This window comes from Pseudomonas sp. Z3-6, assembly GCF_051131985.1.
GTDB classification, from domain to species: Bacteria; Pseudomonadota; Gammaproteobacteria; order Pseudomonadales; family Pseudomonadaceae; genus Aquipseudomonas; species Aquipseudomonas zanjanensis.
The window spans coordinates 4,131,417-4,150,548 of the sequence record NZ_CP071644.1 but is presented as its reverse complement, the minus strand read 5'-3'; the positions used below and the strand labels follow the sequence as shown (position 1 = coordinate 4,150,548).

The following is a 19,132-nucleotide window of genomic DNA, read 5'->3' as shown; positions in this document are numbered from 1 at the left end:
ATCGGTCGCTTCACCTGAGGGATGAATGCCCTGTCCCGGGCTTCCGGGCAGGGCGCTCGCCCTTGATCCCGCGCATCTGTATGCCCTGTCTGGCCGACGTCGGGGCTTGTCCCTGCTTCCCATGACAGACATCACCTACCGAATGCTCTAATTTTTTTTGGCCTGTAAGGCGCGGTTCGCACACCGCCGCCTTCGGTTGAACGTGACGATTATCCAGCGCTTTGGCCCGTGCGCCGAGGTCGGCCCAACCGCCGTCCAGGCGCCGCGCCGTACCTGAAAAACACGTTTTTATCGTCAACCACTCCGAACTAGAAAAGCAGGTCCTTCGATGCAATTCAGCGAATTGATGACAGCTCTGTCCCAGCACCCGATCCGTCTCCAACAGGACGACGACAACCTTGTGATCCTGGGCGACGACGAAGGACTGGACAACGCGCTGTGGGACAGCCTCATTGTCCATAAGCATGAATTGCTCGACCTGGTGGAGAGAAATGGTGGCGACTGGCTGAGTCCGGCATTCCGTATTACCCCGGACATGCTGCCGCTGGTCAGCCTCACGCAGGAGGAAATCGACCGGATTGTCGACGGCGTGCCTGGTGGGGCCGGCAATGTGCAGGACATTTACCCCCTGGCACCGCTTCAGGAAGGCATTTTTTACCATCACCTCGTCGCAGAACAGGGCGATCCCTACGTGTTGCAAGCCTTGTTCGGCGCGGATCAACGCACGCGGCTGGATGACTTTACCCAGGCGCTGCAAGGGGTGATCGACCGCCATGACATCCTGCGCACCTCGGTGGTATGGGAAGGGCTCGACGAACCGCTGCAAGTCGTCTGGCACAAAGCGCAGTTGGCGCTGGAAGCACTCGCGCTTGATCCGGCCGATGGCGACATTGTCTGGCAACTGCAACAGCGCTTCGACACCCGGCATCACCGCCTGGACGTGGGACGAGCGCCGCTGATGCGCCTGGTCTGTGCGCAGGACCCGGTCAACGCACGCTGGGTGGCGATCCTGTTGTTCCACCACATGGCGCTGGACCATGCGGCACTGGAGCTGGTGCAGCATGAGATGCAGGCGTTCCTGCTCGGAAAGTCCGAGGGGCTGCCCGCCGCTGTGCCGTATCGTAACTACGTGGCACAGGTCCGGCTGGGCGAGGGCCCTGAATCCCATGAGACGTTTTTCCGCGACATGTTGGCCGACGTTGATGAACCGACGCTGCCACTGGGTTTTGCCGAGGTCCCCGAACGTGAACCGGTGATCGAGGAAGCGCACCTGCCGGTCGAGGCCTCGTTGAGCCGTCGCTTGCGCATACAGGCCCGTCAGTTGGGTGTCAGTGCGGCCAGCCTGCACCACTTGGCCTGGGCGCGGGTGGTGGGCGGGGTTTGCGGCCGGCAGGATGTGGTGTTCGGCACCGTGCTGATGGGGCGAATGCAGGGTGGTGACGGTGCCGGCCGCGCGCTGGGCATGTTCATCAATACGCTGCCGCTGCGGGTGAAACTGACCGGGCAGGATGTGCGCGAGGGGGTGAGAGCGACCCACGCGAGCCTGACGGCTTTGCTCGGGCATGAGCATGCATCGTTGGCCCTGGCCCAGCGTTGCAGCGGTGTGCCAGCGCCGGCTCCGCTGTTTGGTTCATTGCTCAATTACCGGCACAGCGGCACTGCGCAAGCGCCTACCACCGAGGCTTTTGCCGCTTGGGAAGGGCTGCATGTGCTGGGCGGTGCCGAGGGCACCAACTACCCGTTGACTTTGTCAGTGGACGACTTGGGCGAAGGCTTCAGCCTGAGCGTACTGGCCTTGGCCGAGATCGGCGCGCAGCGCACGGGCGACTACATGCTGATGGCGCTTGAAAGCCTGGTCCAGGCACTGGAGCAAACGCCGGAGTTACCGCTGTGTCGACTCGATATCCTGCCGAAGGACAAACGTCGGCAATTGCTAGTGGATTTCAACGCCACCACTCGCCGCTATCCCCGGGACAGGACCGTTCATGGCCTGTTCGAGGCCCAGGCCCAGGCCCGCCCGCAGGCACTGGCGGCGGTGCATGACGAATACAGCCTGACCTACGCAGAGTTGAATGACCGGGCTAACCGCCTGGCCCGGTATCTGGTCGGCCTTGGGGTGCAGCCGGGTGATCGGGTAGCGGTCCTTCTGGGGCGTTCGATAGAGCTGCTGGTCAGCCAGTTGGCGATCCTCAAGTGCGCCGCTGCCTACGTACCGCTGGACGTCAGTGCCCCCCTGGAACGTCAGCATTTCATGGCGCAGGACAGCGGGGCGCGGGTCCTGCTGATCCTGAGCACCCAGGCCACGCCTGGGGACACCGCGCGCGTGGACCTGGATACGCTGGACCTGACTGGCGCAGCCGCTGATGACTTGAACTTGATGCAGAACGCCGAATCGGTCGCCTACATCATGTACACCTCGGGTTCCACCGGTACCCCCAAAGGCGTGCTGGTGCCGCACCGGGCGATCAATCGGTTGGTGATCAACAACGGCTATGCCGATTTCAACGCCCGGGACCGGGTCGCCTTCGCCTCCAACCCGGCCTTCGACGCCAGTACCCTGGACGTCTGGGCGCCGTTGCTCAACGGCGGTTGCGTGGTGGTGGTCGAGCAGGAGGTGTTGCTGTCCCAGGAACGTTTTGCCGCGCTATTGGCCGAGCAGTCGGTCAGCGTGTTGTGGATGACGGCCGGTCTGTTCCATCAATACGCTGCTGGCCTTATGGCTGTGTTCGCGCAGCTGCGTTACCTGATCGTCGGCGGCGATGTGCTGGATCCGGCGGTGATCAGCCGCGTCTTGGAGGAGGGCGCGCCGGTTCATCTGCTCAATGGTTACGGCCCGACCGAAGGCACCACCTTTACCACCACCCATGAAATCGAAACAGTGGGCGAAGGGGCTATCCCGATTGGCCGTCCTGTTGGCAACGCCCGCGTCTACGTGCTGGACGCCAACCAGCAGCCAGTGCCCATCGGCGTGGTGGGCGAGTTGTACATCGGTGGCGACGGCGTCGCGAAAGGCTACCTGAACCGCCCCGAGCTGACCGCCGAGAAGTTTGTCAGCGACCCATTCAATGCCGATCCAGGAACCCTGCTGTACCGCACTGGCGACCTGGCGCGCTGGCGCGCCGATGGCACGGTGGATTACCTGGGGCGTAACGACGACCAGGTGAAGATCCGCGGTTTCCGTATCGAATTGGGCGAAATTGAAGCTCGCCTTGGCCAGTGCGCCGGCGTGAAAGACGCGGTGGTGCTGGCGCGACAGGACGAGCCGGGGGCAAAGCGCCTGGTGGGTTATGTGGTAGCCGACGAAGGTGTCAGCTTGTCAGCGCAGGAACTGCGCGCCGAGCTGGCAGCAGCCCTGGCCGAGTACATGGTACCCAGTGCGTTTGTGGTGTTGGCGTCCTTCCCGCTGACCGCCAATGGCAAGCTGGATCGCCGTGCGCTGCCGGCTCCAGACGTCGAGGCCTATGCCAGTCGCGAATACGAAGCCCCCTTGGGCGAGATCGAACAGACACTGGCGCAGCTCTGGTCCGAAGTGCTCAAGGTTGGGCAGGTGGGTCGCCACGACCATTTCTTCGAACTGGGTGGCCACTCGTTGCTGGCGGTCACGCTGATCGAGCGCATGCGTCAAGCTGGCTTGAGCGCCGACGTGCGTGTGCTGTTCAGCCAACCAACCCTGGCCGCACTGGCGGCGGCCATCGGCAGTGGCAAGGAAGTCAGTGTCCCTGGGAACCTGATTCCCCTGGGCTGCGAGCGCATCACCCCCGACCTCTTGCCGCTGCTTAGCCTGCCCCAGCAAACCCTGGACCGACTCATCGCGAGCGTGCCCGGCGGCGCACCCAACGTGCAGGACATCTACCCGCTGGCACCGTTGCAGGAAGGCATTCTTTATCACCATCTGGCTGCCGAACAGGGCGACCCGTACGTGTTGCAGACCCAGTTCGCCTTCGATAACCGTGAACGCCTCGATGCGTTCATCCAGGCACTGCAAGTGGTGATCGATCGACACGACATCTTGCGCACCAGCGTGGTCTGGGAGGGCCTGGACGAACCAGTCCAGGTGGTCTGGCGTAAAGCGAGGCTGCCTGTGGAAGCGGTCGACCTCGACCCTGCCGCTGGCGATGCCGCGGCGCAACTGCGCCAGCGCTTCGACCCACGGCATCACCGCCTGGATGTCACCCAGGCACCGATGATGCGCCTGGCCTACGGGCAGGACGACAGCAATCAGCGCGTGGTCGCGACACTGTTGTTCCATCACATGGCCCTGGACCACACGGCCATGGAGGTGGTGCAGCAGGAAATGCAGGCACACCTGTTGGGTGAAACCGGGCAACTGAGCGACGCGGTGCCGTATCGCAACTATGTGGCGCAGGCGCGGTTGGGGGTGAGCCGCGAAGAACATGAAGTGTTCTTCCGGGGAATGCTTGGCGATATCGACGAGCCCACCTTGCCTTTCGACCTGCAGGACGTGAAGAACGATGGCCTCGACATCGAGGAGGCCAGGCAACCGATAGATGCCGCGCTTGACCTGCGTCTGCGGGCGCAGGCGCGTCAGCTTGGGGTCAGTGCCGCGAGCCTGGTGCACCTGGCCTGGGCACAGGTGCTGGGCAAGGTGTCCGGCAAGCAGGACGTGGTGTTCGGTACGGTCCTGATGGGCCGCATGCAAGGTGGCGACGGAGCCGATCGCGCACTGGGCATGTTCATCAACACCTTGCCGTTGCGCGTGGATGTCGGCCTCCAAGGCGTACGGGCCGGCGTCAAGGCGACCCATGCACGGTTGACGGAGCTCCTTGGCCATGAACATGCCTCGCTGGCACTGGCGCAACGTTGCAGCAGCGTGGCGGCGCCGTTGCCGCTGTTCAGCGCCTTGCTCAACTATCGCCACAGCGTCACGGGTACGGCCTCGACCCAGGCGTTGGACGCCTGGCATGGGATCCATGTACTGGACGGTGAGGAACGCACCAATTACCCGCTGACATTGAACGTCGATGACCTGGGCAACGGTTTCAACCTGACCGTGCTGGTTGCGCCACAGATCGGCGCGCAACGGATCTGCGCCTTTATGTATACGGCGCTGGAAACACTGGTGCAGGCATTGGAACAGACGCCCCAGGCAGCCTTGTATCGTCTGTCGATCTTGCCTGCGACGGAACTTGAGCAATTGTTGGTGACGTTCAACGCCACCGAGGCTGACTATCCGCGGCAGCAGACGATTCATGGGTTGTTCGAGGAGCAGGTGCAGCGTACGCCGGATGCCGTCGCGGTGATCCGTGGCGAGCAGCGCCTGAGCTACCGCGAGTTGAACGAACGGGCCAACCGCCTGGGCCATTACCTGCGCAAGCACGGCGTGGAGCCGGATTCGCGAGTGGCGATCTGTGTCGAGCGTGGCATCGACATGGTGGTGGGACTGCTGGCGATCCTCAAGGCCGGCGGCGGTTATGTGCCGTTGGATCCGGCGTATCCGTTGGATCGGATTGCCTACATGTTGGAAGACAGTGCGCCAGCAGCGGTGTTGGCGCAGGACGCTACGGTTGGGCTGTTGAGCGATGCCTCGATAGCCGTGATCAATCTCGACAGCGGTTTGTGGCAGGACGAATCCGTCCAGAATCCCGTGGTCGCCGAGCTGACGTCCTCGCACCTGGCCTATGTCATCTACACCTCGGGTTCGACCGGCCTGCCCAAGGGCGTGATGATCGAACACCGCAACACGGTGAACTTCCTGACCTGGGCCCATCGTTCGTTCGATTCGCAGACCTTGGCTAAAACCCTGTTCTCGACTTCGCTGAACTTCGACCTGGCCGTCTATGAGTGCTTCGCGCCGCTGACCTCGGGTGGCAGCATCGATGTGGTCACTAATGTGCTGGAACTGCAACAGGGCGAGCACGACATCACCCTGATCAATACCGTGCCGTCAGCGCTCAAGGCGTTGCTGGAGTTCGGTGGTGTAGGCGAGGGCGTCGACACGGTCAACGTCGCTGGTGAAGCCTTGAAGCGCAGCCTGGTGGAAGCGTTGTTCGAGCAGACCCAGGTCAAGCGTCTGTGCAACCTCTACGGCCCTTCGGAAACCACGACCTATTCGAGTTGGGTGTCGATGGCCCGTGAGGAAGGGTTTGCCGCGCACATCGGCAAACCGGTGGCGAATACGCAGTTCTATCTGCTGGATGAACACAAGCAACCGGTACCACTGGGCGTGCCGGGTGAAATCTACATCGGCGGGGCAGGCGTAGCCCGTGGGTATCTCAATCGGGATGACCTCACCGCCGAACGTTTCCTCAGGGACCCGTTCAGCGCCACGCCAAATGCCCGCCTGTACAAGACCGGCGACCTGGGCCGTTACCTGCCGGACGGCAACATCGAATACCTGGGCCGCAACGACGATCAGGTCAAGATCCGTGGTTTCCGCATCGAGTTGGGCGAGATCGAAGCCAAGCTCGCCCGCCACGAAGCGCTGAAAGAAACCGTAGTCCTGGCCCGCGAAGACATACCGGGCGACAAGCGCCTGGTGGCCTATTTCACCCAACACTCGCCGGACGAAGCCGTCGACATCGAAACCCTGCGCACGTACCTGCAAACACAACTGCCTGACTACATGGTACCCATGGCCTACGTCCGACTGGACGCGCTGCCGCTGACACCGAACGGCAAACTTGATCGCAAGGCCCTGCCGACACCAGACCTCGACGCGCTGATCACCCGAGGCTACGAAGCCCCGCAAGGCGAAGTCGAAACCACCCTGGCGCAGCTCTGGCAAGACCTGCTCAAGGTCGAGCGCGTGGGTCGGCACGACCATTTCTTCGAACTGGGTGGGCATTCGCTGCTGGCCGTCAGCCTGATTGGCCGGATGCGCCAACTCGGCTTGTCGGCGGACGTGCGCGTGCTGTTCAGCCAACCAACCCTCGCCGCACTGGCCGCCGCGGTCGGCAGTGGCGGCGAGATCGTGGTGCCGGACAACGGCATTTTGCTGGGATGTACCCGGATCACGCCGTCGATGCTGCCCTTGGTGGCGCTGGACCAGCTGGACATCGATCGCATCGTGGAAACGGTGCCCGGTGGTGCGCGCAACGTGCAGGACATCTATCCGTTGGCGCCGTTGCAGGAGGGCATTCTTTATCACCACATCGCTGCGCACACGGGCGATCCCTATGTGTTGCAGGCCACGTTCATCGTCGCCGATCGCGAGCGGCTGGAGGCGTTTGCCCTGGCCCTGCAAGGCGTCATCGACCGCCATGACATCCTGCGCACCTCGGTGGTCTGGGAAGGCCTGGACGAGCCGGTGCAAGTGGTCTGGCGTAAAGCGCAACTGGCGGTGGAGGAACTGGTGCTGAGCGCGGCGGCGGGCGATGTCGCCGAGCAGTTGCGCGAGCGATTCGACACATTGCATTACCGCCTGGACATGCAACAGGCGCCGTTGATGCGCATCGCATATGCCCACGATCCGGCCAATCAGCGCTGGGTGGCGATGCTGCTGTTCCATCACATGGCCCTCGATCACACGGCGCTGGAAGTGGTACAGCACGAGATGCAGGCGCACCTGCTGGGCCAGGCCGAGCAGTTGGGCGAAGCGGTGCCGTTCCGCAATTACGTGGCCCAGGCCCGCTTGGGCGTGAGTCGCGCGGAGCACGAAGGGTTCTTCCGTGACATGTTGAGTGATGTCGACGAACCGACATTGCCGTTCGGTCTACTGGACGTCCGTGGCGATGGCAGCGATATCGAAGAGGCCGGGCTGAGCCTGCCTGCCGAGTTGAGCCGCCGTTTGCGGGCCCAGGCCCGGCAGTTGGGCGTGAGCGCCGCGAGCTTGCATCACTTGGCCTGGGCGCAGGTGCTAGGGCAGGTGTCCGGCAAACAGGACGTGGTGTTTGGCACCGTGCTGATGGGACGGATGCAGGGCGGCGACGGCGCTGACCGGGCACTGGGCATGTTCATCAACACCTTGCCGTTGCGGGTGGGGGTTGGGGCCCAAGGTGTGCGTGATGGGGTGAAAGCCACCCACGCGCGCCTCACCGGTCTTCTGGGGCACGAACACGCCTCGCTGGCCCTGGCCCAGCGTTGCAGCGCCGTGGCCGCGCCGCTGCCATTGTTCAGCGCCTTGCTCAATTACCGGCACGGCGCCGCAGGGGTTGCCTCGAGCGAAGCCTTGGTGGCTTGGGACGGCATCCAACTGCTGAACAACGAAGAACGCACCAACTACCCGCTGACCTTGTCGGTGGACGACCTGGGCGAAGATTTTCGCTTGTCGGCGCTGGCGGTGCCGCAAATCGGTGCGCAGCGCATATGTGTCTACATGAATATCGCTCTGGAGCATCTGGTCGAGGCGCTGGAACAGGCCCCGCAGGCGCCGTTGCACAGCCTGTCGATCCTGCCATCGGCCGAGCGTCGGCAATTGCTGGTGGATTTCAACGCCACCACCCGCAGCTATCCCCAGGACAGGACCGTCCATGGCCTGTTCGAAGCCCAGGCCAAGGCGCGTCCGGAGGCAACGGCGGTCGTGCACAACGGGCACGGCCTGACGTACGCCGAGCTGAACCGCCGGGCCAATTGCCTGACCCGCCATTTGATTGGCCAGGGAATTCAACCGGGTGACCGGGTAGCGATTGTGCTGGAACGCTCCATCGAGCTGCTGGTCAGCCAACTGGCGGTCCTCAAGTGCGCCGCGGTCTACGTGCCGCTGGACGTCAGCGCACCGCTGGAACGGCAGGACTTCATGGTGCGTGACAGCGGTGCCCGGACGCTTCTCACGCTGAGCACGATGACCGCACCGGAGGGGACGGCCCGTGTGGACCTGGACACCGTGGCCCTGGATAACGAGGCGGATCACGACCTGAGGCTGATACAAAGCAGCGAATCGGCGGCCTACATCATGTACACCTCCGGTTCCACCGGTACGCCGAAAGGCGTGTTGGTGCCGCACCGGGCGATCAACCGCCTGGTGATCAACAACGGTTACGCCGGGTTCAACGCTGAGGATCGGGTCGCTTTCGCTTCCAATCCGGCGTTCGATGCCAGCACTCTCGACGTCTGGGCGCCGTTGCTCAATGGCGGTTGCGTGGTGGTGGTCGACCAGGACGTGTTGCTGACGCAAGAACGTTTTGCGGCCTTGCTGCAAGAGCAATCGGTCAGCGTGCTGTGGATGACCGCTGGCCTGTTCCATCAATACGCCGCCGGACTGATGCCGGTATTCGCCCAACTGCGCTACCTGATCGTCGGTGGCGATGTGCTCGACCCGGCCGTGATCGGCCGTGTCCTGAAGGAAGGCGCACCGGCTCATCTGCTCAACGGCTACGGCCCGACCGAAGCCACCACCTTCACCACCACCTACGAAATCAAGCAGGTGGGCGAGGGCGGTATCCCGATTGGTCGTCCGATTGGCAACACCCGCGTCTATGTGCTGGACGCCAATCAACAACCGGTGCCCATCGGCGTGGCCGGCGAGTTGTACATCGGCGGCGACGGCGTGGCGAAAGGGTATCTGAATCGCCCTGAGCTGACCGCCGAAAAATTCGTCACCGACCCGTTCAGTGCCGATCCCGATGCGTTGCTGTACCGCACCGGTGACCTGGCCCGCTGGCGCGCGGATGGCGCGGTGGATTACCTGGGTCGTAACGACGACCAGGTGAAGATCCGTGGTTTCCGTATCGAACTGGGCGAGATCGAAGCCCGCTTGGGCCAATGCCCGGGTGTGAAAGACGCGGTGGTGCTGGCGCGGCAAGACGATGCCGGTCCCAAGCGCCTGGTCGGTTATGTGATTGCCGAACCGGGCGTGACCTTGTCGGTGCGTGACTTGCGCGAACAGTTGTCGAGCGTGCTGGCCGACTACATGCTGCCCAGCGCCTTCATGGTGCTGCCAGCCTTCCCGCTGACCGCCAACGGCAAGCTGGATCGCCGTGAGCTCCCGGCGCCGGATGCCGAGGCCTATGCCTCTCGCGAATATGAAGCGCCGCAGGGCGAGGTGGAGCAGACGTTGGCGCGGATCTGGGCCGAGGTACTCAAGGTCGAGCAGGTGGGGCGTAACGATCACTTCTTCGAACTGGGCGGCCATTCGCTGCTGGCGGTGACGCTGATCGAACGCATGCGCCAGGCAGGCTTGAGTGCCGACGTGCGCGTGCTGTTCAGCCAGCCGACCCTGGCCGCGCTGGCCGCGGCGGTTGGCAGCGGCAGGGAAGTCAGCGTGCCGGCGAACCTGATTCCCTCGGATTGCGAGCGCATCACCCCCGAGCTGTTGCCGCTGGTCAATCTGTCCCAGGACGCCATCGACCAAGTCGTTGCCAGCGTGCCCGGCGGCGCGCGCAACGTGCAGGACATCTACCCCCTGGCACCGTTGCAGGAAGGGATTCTGTACCACCACTTGGCCGCCGAACAGGGCGACCCCTATGTGCTGCAAACCCAGTTCGCCTTCGACAACCGTGAACGCCTCGACGCGTTCATCGGCGCGCTGCAAGTGGTGATCGATCGCCACGACATCTTGCGCACCAGCGTGGTCTGGGAAGGGTTGGATGAGCCCGTGCAAGTGGTCTGGCGCCAGGTGATGCTGGAACCGCAGTGCATTGTTGTCGATGCCACGGCTGGCGACGTTGTCACGCAGCTGGCCAGCCGTTTCGATGCGCGGCACAGTCGCCTGGATTTGGGCCGGGCGCCGCTGTTGCACCTGGCTTACGCACGGGACGAGGCCCAGGATCGTTGGGTCGCGATTTTGTTGTTCCATCACCTGGCCCTGGACCACACCGCCCTGGACGTGATGCAGCACGAGATGCAACTGCACCTGCTGGGCGAGGACGGCCAGTTGGGCGCAGCGATGCCTTATCGCAACTACGTGGCCCAGGCCCGCCTGGGGGCCAGCGAAGAGGAGCACGAAACATTCTTCCGCGACATGCTCGGCGATATCGACGAGCCGACGCTGCCCTTTGGTTTGCAGGACGTGAAAGGTGAGGGGCAGGGCATCGATGAAGTCCGCCAGTCGGTGGACCTGGCGTTGTCCCGGCGCCTGCGGTCACAGGCACGCCACCTGGGAGTGAGTGCCGCCAGCCTGGTGCACTTGGCCTGGGCCCAGGTGTTGGGCAAGGTCTCCGGCAAGCAGGAGGTGGTGTTCGGTACGGTCCTGCTAGGCCGGATGCAGGGCGGCGACGGCGCCGACCGTGCCTTGGGCATGTTCATCAACACCCTGCCGTTGCGGGTGGACGTGGGCGCCCAGGACGTGCGCAGCGGCGTCAAGGCCACTCATGGGCGACTGAGTGCGTTGCTCGGCCACGAACATGCGTCGCTGGCCCTGGCGCAACGATGCAGTGGCGTGGTCGCGCCGACGCCGCTGTTCAGCGCCTTGCTCAACTACCGCCACAGTGCGGTCCAGGTGACCCAGGACGCCCTGTCGGCGTGGAGCGGGATCAACGCACTGGGTGGTGACGAGCGGACCAACTATCCGTTGACCCTCAATGTCGATGACCTGGGTGACGGCTTCTTCCTCACCGCGATGGTCGACACGGCCATCGGTGCGCAACGTATTTGCGATTACATGCAGGTGGCTTTGGAAAACCTGGTCGTGGCCCTGGAGCAGGCACCGCAAACTCCGCTGCACGCCTTGGCGATCCTGCCACCGGCCGAGCGCCGGCAGTTGCTGGAAACCTGGAACGCCACCGATGCCGCGTATGCCGACGATGCCCTGATCCATCGGCAAGTCGAGGGCTGGGCCGCGGCTCAACCCGACGCCGTGGCCGTCGTGCATGAAGACCAGGCACTGACCTACGGCGAGCTCAATGCCCGCGCCAACCAACTGGCCCACTGCCTGGTGGCCGAGGGTGTTCGTCCGGATGACCGCGTGGCGATTTGTGTCGAGCGCGGTCTGGACATGATCGTTGGCCTGCTGGGCATCCTCAAGGCCGGTGCGGGCTATGTACCGCTGGACCCGGCTTATCCACCCGAGCGCATCGCCTACATGCTGGATGACAGCGGCCCCGTGGCGATGGTGACCCAGCCGCAATGGCGCGACAGCCTGCCGGTATTGCCGGTGCCCACCTTGCTGCTCGACCCGGCCAATGCCGGCGAAATGAGCCAGCAGCCGCGGCACAATCCCGACGTGGCGGGCCTGGACGCCAGCCACCTGGCCTACGTGATCTACACCTCGGGTTCCACCGGCCTGCCCAAGGGCGTGATGGTCGAGCATCGCAACGTCGCACGGCTGTTTTCGGCGACCCAACCGTGGTTCGAGTTTGGTCCGCAGGACGTGTGGGCGCTGTTCCATTCCTTTGCCTTCGACTTCTCGGTCTGGGAAATCTGGGGCGCCTTGACCCACGGCGGTCGCTTGCTGGTGGTGCCACAGCTGGTCAGCCGTTCCCCGCAGTACTGCTATGCCTTGCTGTGCGAAGCAGGCGTGACCATTCTCAACCAGACGCCGAGTGCCTTCCGCCAGTTGATTGCCGCCCAAGGTGAAAGCGACCTGAACCACCACCTACGGCAGGTGATCTTTGGCGGCGAGGCCCTGGAAACCGGCATTCTCAAACCGTGGTATGCCCGCGAGGGCAATGCCCGGACGCAACTAGTCAACATGTACGGCATCACCGAAACGACGGTGCACGTGACGTACCGTCCGCTCGAAGCGGCCGACGCGCAGTTGGCCGGTGTCAGCCCGATCGGCAAGCGTATTCCCGACCTGCAACTGTACGTGCTCGACGCCCAGCGCGAGCCGGTACCGGTGGGGGTGGTCGGCGAAATGTATGTGGGCGGTGCGGGTGTCAGTCGCGGTTACTTGAACCGTGACGAACTGACCGCCGAGCGTTTCCTCGATAACCCGTTCAGCCCAGAGGCGAACGCGCGGATGTACAAGACGGGCGACCTTGGCCGCTGGTTGGCCGACGGCAGCATTGAGTACTTGGGCCGCAACGATGACCAGGTGAAGATCCGCGGTTTCCGTATTGAATTGGGCGAGATCGAAGCCAAGTTGGCCGCGTGCAACGGTGTGCGAGAAGCCGTGGTGGTGGCGCGCCAGGATACGCCGGGCGACCAGCGCCTGGTGGCCTATGTGATTGCCGAGGAGGGCGAGTCGCCGTCGGCCGCCGAACTGCGCGATGAATTGCTCGGTTCGCTGGCCGAATACATGGTGCCCAGCGCATTCGTGATGTTGACGGTGTTCCCGTTGACCACCAATGGCAAGCTGGACCGCAAGGCCTTGCCGGTGCCGGACCAGTCGTCGGTAGTGACCCGTGAATACGAGGCCCCTCAGGGCGAGGTCGAGATCGCGATTGCCGCTGTCTGGCAGGACCTGCTACACGTGGAGCGGGTCGGCCGCCACGATCATTTCTTTGAAATGGGTGGTCACTCGTTACTGGCAGTGAAATTGATCGAGCGCATGCGTCAGCTCGGCCTGGCCGCTGACGTACGCGTGCTGTTCGGCCAGCCGACGCTGGCGGCGCTGGCCAGTGCGGTGGGTGGCAGCCAGGAAGTCCAGGTGCCGGCCAACCTGATCCCGGACGACTGTTCGCGGATCACGCCGGACCTGTTGCCCCTGGCCGCGTTGAGCCAGGACGAGATCGACCGCGTCGTGGCGACAGTGCCGGGTGGCGTGGGCAATGTGCAGGACATCTACGCCCTGGCGCCGCTGCAAGAGGGGATCTTGTATCACCACCTTGCCGCCGCCAAAGGCGACCCCTATTTGCAATACGTGCTGTTCGCTTTCGACAGCCGCGCTCACTTGGACCTTTTCGCCGAGGCCCTGCAAAGCGTGGTGTCCCGGCATGACATCCTGCGCACCGGGGTGGTCTGGGAAGGCCTGGAGGAACCGGTCCAGGTGGTCTGGCGCGAGGCGCAACTGGGCCTCGATGAAATCGCCCTGGACGCGGCGGCGGGAGATATCGCCGAGCAACTGCGCGAACACCTGGATCCGCGTCACCATCGCCTGGACATTCGCCAGGCGCCGATGATGCGGATCGGTTATGCCCAGGACGTGGCGAACAATCGCTGGGTCGGCATGCTGCTGTTCCACCACATGGTCGACGACGCGACCTCCCTGGGCATGCTCACCGCGGAAATAGGTGCGCACATGGCCGGGCGGGGGCAGCAATTGGCGGCATCGGTGCCGTATCGAAACTACGTGGCACAGGCGCGGCTGGGGGTTAGTCGCGAGGAGCACGAGGCCTTCTTCCACGAGATGCTGGGGGATGTGACCGAACCGACGCTGCCCTTCGGCCTGCAGGACGTGCAAGGTGACGGGCACGGTATCGAGGAAGTCCGCCAACGGGTCGATGCCCGGCTGGGTGAGCGCCTGCGGACACAGGCGCGCCAGCTCGGCGTCAGCGCGGCAAGCTTGTATCACCTGGCGTGGGCGCAGGTGCTGGGCAAAGTCTCGGGCCAGGACGACGTGGTCTTCGGCACCGTGTTGCTGGGGCGCATGCAGGGCGGTGAAGGGGCCGACCGGGCGCTGGGGATGTTCATCAACACCTTGCCGCTGCGGGTGAGCCTGGGCGCATACGGTGTGCGCGCCGCCGTCAAGGCGACCCATGCGCGCTTGACCGCGTTGCTGGGGCACGAGCATGCCTCGCTGGTATTGGCGCAACGCTGCAGTGGGGTGGCCGCGCCGGCGCCGCTGTTCAGCGCGCTGCTCAACTATCGCCACCTCGGTGCGCAGACGGCTTCCAGCGAGGCCATTGCCGCCTGGGACGGTATCCAGACCTTGGAAGGTGAAGAACGCACCAACTATCCGCTGACGTTGTCGGTGGATGACTTTGGCGAGGGCTTCAACCTGACGGTCATGGCTCAGGCGCCGATTGGCGCCGAGCGTGTGTGCGGCTACGTGCAATGCGTCGTGGAGAACCTGGTGCAGGCGCTGGAGCAGTCTCCCTTGGCCCCATTGAGCGGGTTGAAGATTCTGCCAGCGGCCGAGCGCCGAGCAATGCTCGAAGGCTGGAATACAACAGAGGCGACGTATGCCCATGACGCGCTGATCCATCGCCAGTTCGAGGCCCAGGTCGCGACGCAACCCGACGCGTTGGCGGTGATGTTCGAGGATCAGGCACTGACTTACGGCGAGCTCAACGCCCGGGCCAACCAGGTCGCTCATCGCCTGCTGGCGCTGGGTATTCGTCCGGATGACCGGGTGGCGATCTGTGTCGAGCGCGGCCTGGACATGATCGTCGGCCTGCTGGGCATCTTGAAGTCCGGCGCTGGTTATGTGCCGGTGGACCCGGCCTATCCGGCGGAACGCATCGGCTACATGCTGCGTGACAGTACGCCGGTTGCGCTGTTGGCCCAAGCCGCTACGCACCCGTTGTTGGCTGGCGTCTCGGTGCCGGTGCTGCAACTCGATGACGGCGGCTGGCAGGACGAATCCGTCGCCAACCCGCAAGTGCCTGGCCTGGGCGCCCATCACCTGGCCTATGTGATCTATACCTCGGGTTCGACTGGCTTGCCCAAGGGCGTGATGGTCGAGCACCGCAATGTCGCCCGGCTGTTTTCGGCGACCCAACCGTGGTTCGAGTTTGGCCCGCAGGACGTGTGGGCGCTGTTTCATTCCTTTGCCTTCGACTTCTCGGTCTGGGAAATCTGGGGCGCCTTGACCCATGGCGGTCGCCTGTTGGTGGTGCCGCAACTGGTCAGTCGTTCTCCGCAAGACTGTTATGCGTTGTTGTGCGAGGCCGGTGTGACCGTGCTGAACCAGACGCCAAGCGCCTTCCGGCAGTTGATCGCGGCCCAGGGCGAAAGCGAGCTGCGCCACAGCCTGCGCCAGGTAATCTTTGGCGGTGAAGCGTTGGAAACCGGGATGCTCAAGCCCTGGTATGCCCGTGTCGCCAATGCTGGGACGCAATTGGTGAACATGTACGGCATCACCGAAACGACGGTGCACGTGACCTATCGCCCCCTTGAAGCGGCTGACGCCCAGTTGGCCGGCGTTAGCCCGATCGGCAAACGCATCCCCGACCTGCAACTGTACGTGCTCGACGCCCAGCGCGAGCCGGTACCGGTGGGGGTGGTCGGCGAAATGTACGTGGGCGGCGCGGGTGTCAGTCGCGGTTACTTGAACCGTGACGAACTGACCGCCGAGCGTTTCCTCGACAACCCGTTCAGCCCCGAGGCGAACGCGCGAATGTACAAGACGGGCGACCTCGGTCGCTGGCTGGCGGACGGCAGCATCGAGTACCTGGGCCGCAATGACGACCAGGTGAAGATCCGCGGTTTCCGTATCGAATTGGGCGAGATCGAAGCGACGCTGGCGGCCTGCGAAGGGGTCAGCGAGGCGGTGGTGATTGCCCGTGAAGACGAGCCAGGCGACAAGCGCCTGGTGGCTTACCTGATTGCCGCGCAAAGTGCCTCGCTCTCGGCTGTCGACCTGCGCAAGCAGTTGCTGGTTTCGCTGGCGGACTACATGGTGCCCAGCGCCTTCATGGTCCTCGAGGCGTTCCCGCTGACCACCAACGGCAAGCTCGACCGCAAGGCCTTGCCGGCACCGGATCAGTCGGCCGTGATCAGCCGTGGATACGAAGCCCCGCAAGGCGAGGTCGAGACAGCCATCGCCCGCATCTGGCAGGACTTGCTCAAACTCGAACAGGTCGGCCGTCACGATAACTTCTTCGAGTTGGGCGGCCATTCGCTGTTGGCGGTGAAACTGATCGAGCGCATGCGCCAGGTCGACCTGGCCGCCGATGTGCGGGTGCTGTTCGGGCAACCGACGTTGAGCGCGTTGGCCGCCGCGGTTGGCGGCGTCAGGGACATTGTGGTGCCGGCCAACACGATTGCGGATGGCTGTACCCGCATCACCCCGGACATGCTGCCCCTGGCCGATCTGGACCAGGACGCCATCGACCGGATCGTGGCCACCGTGCCGGGTGGCGTGGCGAATGTGCAAGACATCTACGCCCTGGCGCCGTTGCAGGAAGGGATTCTCTACCACCACCTCGCCGCGGAGCAGGGCGATCCCTACGTGTTGCAGGTGCTGTTCGGCTTTGACACCCGCGAACGGCTGCAAGCCTTTGCCCACGCCTTGCAGAGCGTGGTGTCGCGTAACGATATCCTGCGTACCAGCATGGTCTGGCAAGGTCTGGCGGCACCGGTGCAAGTGGTCTGGCGCCACGCGACCCTGGGCCTGGAAGAGGTCGAGGTGGACCCGGCGGGGGGCGATGTGGTGCAGCAACTGCACGGGCGATTCGATCCGCGGCATTACCGCCTCGACATCGCCCAGGCTCCGTTGATGCGCCTGGCCTATGCCCAGGACGTGGCGAATCAGCGCTGGGTCGGCATGCTGTTGTTCCATCACATGGCGCTGGACCACACGGCGCTGGAAGTCGTGGTGCATGAGATGCAAGCCAGCCTCTTGGACCAGGCGCACTTGCTTTCGCCCGCCGTGCCGTATCGCAACCATGTGGCCCAGGCGCGGCTTGGGGTCAGTCGTGAGCAGCACGAAGGGTTTTTCCGCGAGATGCTCGGCGATATCGATGAACCGGCGCTGCCGTTCGGTCTACAGGATGTGCAGGGCGACGGCAGCGGCATCGAAGAAGCCCATCAGGACGTGGATGCCACGCTGGCCCGGCGCCTGCGGACCCAGGCCCGTCAACTCGGCGTGAGTGCGGCAAGCCTGGTCCATTTGGCCTGGGGGCATGTGGTCGGGCGGGTTTCGGGCCGTGAAGAGGTCGTGTTCGGCACCGTGCTGATGGGGCGGATGCAGGGCGGTGACGGGGCCGATCGGGCCCTGGGCATGTTCATCAACACGCTGCCATTGCGCGTCAGTGTCGGCGTCCAAGGCGCCCGCGCCGGAGTCAGGGCGACCCATGGCCGGTTGTCGGCCTTGCTCGGACACGAGCACGCCTCGTTGTCCCTGGCGCAGCGTTGCAGCGGCGTACCGGCCTCGCTGCCGTTGTTCAGCACATTGCTGAACTATCGCCACAGTGCCGTTGAAGCCGTATCCGGTACGGCCATCTCGGCCTGGCACGGGATCCAGACCCTGAGCATGGAAGAGCGCACCAACTATCCGTTGTGCCTTAACGTGGACGACTTGGGCGAAGGTTTCCGGCTCACCGCCCAGGCCGTGGCCGAAGTGGGAGCCCAGCGTGTCTGCGGGTATATGCACACGGCACTGGACAGCCTGGTGGCCGCGTTGGAGCACACGCCAGACCTGGCGTTGCGGGAACTGTCGATCGTGCCGGCGGCCGAGCGCGAACGGTTGCTGGTGGACTTCAATGCCACCCAGGCCGAATACCCCCGGGAGCAGACCCTCCACGGGTTGTTCGAGGAACAGGTGCAGCGCACGCCGGATGCCGTGGCGGTGCGTCACGGCCGGCAACAGCTCAATTATCGCGAGCTCAACGGCCTCGCCAATCGCTTGGCCCATTACCTGCGCAAGCAGGGCGTGCAGCCCGATGCGCGGGTGGCGATCTGTGTCGAGCGCGGCGTCGATATGGTGGTGGGCTTGCTGGCGATCCTCAAGGCCGGCGGCGGCTATGTGCCGTTGGACCCGGCGTATCCGCTGGATCGGATCGCCTACATGCTGCAAGACAGTGCCCCGGCGGCGATCCTGGTTCAAGGCAGCACTCGCCACCTGTTGGGCGAGACGTCGGTGCCAGTGATCGACCTCGACAAGGGTGTCTGGCAGGACGAGGCAGCGCCCAATCCGCAGGTGCCGGGCCTGAGCTCGTCGCACCTGGCCTACGTGATCTACACCTCGGGTTCGACTGGTCAGCCTAAAGGCGTGATGATCGAGCACCGCAACACGGTGAATTTCCTGACCTGGGCCCATCGTTCGTTCGATTCGCAGACCTTGGCTAAAACCCTGTTCTCGACTTCGCTGAACTTCGACTTGGCCGTCTACGAGTGCTTCGCGCCGCTGACGTCTGGCGGCAGCATCGACGTGGTCACTAATGTGCTGGAACTGCAACAGGGTGAGCACGACATCACCCTGATCAATACCGTGCCCTCGGCGCTCAAGGCGTTGCTGGAATCGGGCGGATTGGGCGAGGGCGTCGACACGGTGAACGTGGCCGGTGAAGCCTTGAAGCGCAGCCTGGTGGAGACGTTGTTCGAGCAGACCCAGGTCAAGCGCCTGTGCAACCTCTACGGCCCTTCGGAAACCACGACCTATTCGAGTTGGGTGTCGATGGCCCGTGAGGAAGGGTTTGCCGCGCACATCGGCAAACCGGTGGCGAATACCCAGTTCTACCTGCTGGACGAA

General features: G+C 64.1%; 1 protein-coding gene (running past one end of the window). It reads left to right on the top strand.

The annotated features are described in order from the left end of the window. Positions 1-328: 328 nt before the first annotated feature. Positions 329-19,132, top strand: partial view of a non-ribosomal peptide synthase/polyketide synthase gene (locus tag J3P88_RS18195; RefSeq protein WP_434570761.1) — the 5' portion only. 12,132 nt of this gene lie beyond the right edge of the window; 18,804 of the gene's 30,936 nt are visible here — the first part of the coding sequence; the start codon lies at positions 329-331; the stop codon falls past the right edge of the window.